The sequence below is a fragment of the Acidisphaera rubrifaciens HS-AP3 genome (genome assembly GCF_000964365.1).
Classification (GTDB): Bacteria; Pseudomonadota; Alphaproteobacteria; order Acetobacterales; family Acetobacteraceae; genus Acidisphaera; species Acidisphaera rubrifaciens.
In genome coordinates this window covers 1-956 of the sequence record NZ_BANB01000576.1, presented here as the reverse complement: position 1 = coordinate 956, position 956 = coordinate 1, and the positions used below count along the sequence as shown (strand labels likewise).

1 protein-coding gene is annotated in these 956 nt (G+C 76.6%); it reads left to right on the top strand.

The window, feature by feature from the left end; genetic code table 11:
• Positions 1 to 956, top strand: a 956-nt coding sequence (locus tag B8460_RS14920; protein WP_048862401.1) for an HAD-IC family P-type ATPase, incomplete at both ends; no start/stop codon positions are given.

Sequence of the window (956 nt, the reverse complement as noted above, 5' to 3'; positions counted from 1 at the left end):
GGTGGTCCGGCCCGGCGAGCGGATCGCCGCGGACGGGATCGTGCGCGAGGGCGCGGGCAGCGCGGACGAAAGCCTGCTGACCGGTGAGGCGCTGCCGGTCGAGAAGGGGCCGGGCAGCCGCGTCGTCGGCGGCGCGCTGAACGGCGAAGCGCGGCTGGTGGTGGAGGTGACGGCGGCCGGGGCGGAAAGCCAGCTCGCCCGGATGGTGCGCCTGGTCGAGGACGCGCAGGCGGCCAAGCCGCCGGTGCAGCGCCAGGTCGATCGCATCAGCGCCGTGTTCGTCCCGACGGTGATCGGCGTGGCGCTGCTGACCTTCGCCGGCTGGATGCTGGCGGGTGCCGGGGCGGAGCGGGCGATCGTCGATGCCGTCGCGGTGCTGGTCATCGCCTGCCCCTGCGCGCTCGGTCTGGCAACGCCCGCGGCGATCATGGTCGGCACCGGCGTCGCGGCGCGGCACGGCATCCTGGTGCGCGATCCCGCGGCGCTGGAGGCGGCGCGCGGCATCGCGACGGTGGTGTTCGACAAGACCGGCACCCTGACCGAGGGGCATCCGACCCTGATCGCCTGCGAGGCGGCGCCCGGACACACCGCCGATGAGGTGCTCTCGCTTGCCACCGCCGTGCAGTCGGGCAGCGAGCATCCGCTGGCGCGCGCCGTCGTGACGGCAGCCGAAGGGGCCGCGGCGAAGGCGGTGTCGATGCGGCCGGCGTCAGGCATCCGTGCGCTGCCCGGCCAGGGGGTCGAGGGGGTTCGGGACGGCGTGCGCCTGCTGCTCGGCAATGCGCGGCTGATGCGCGAGGCGGGCGTGGACACCGCGCCGCTCGCGGGGCGTGCCGCGGCGCTCGCGGCGGAGGGGCGAACCCTGGCGTGGCTCGCCGGCGACGGGACACTGATCGGCCTGCTCGCCTTCGGCGACGCGGTGCGGCCGGGCGCGGCCGCGACCGTCGCGACCTTGC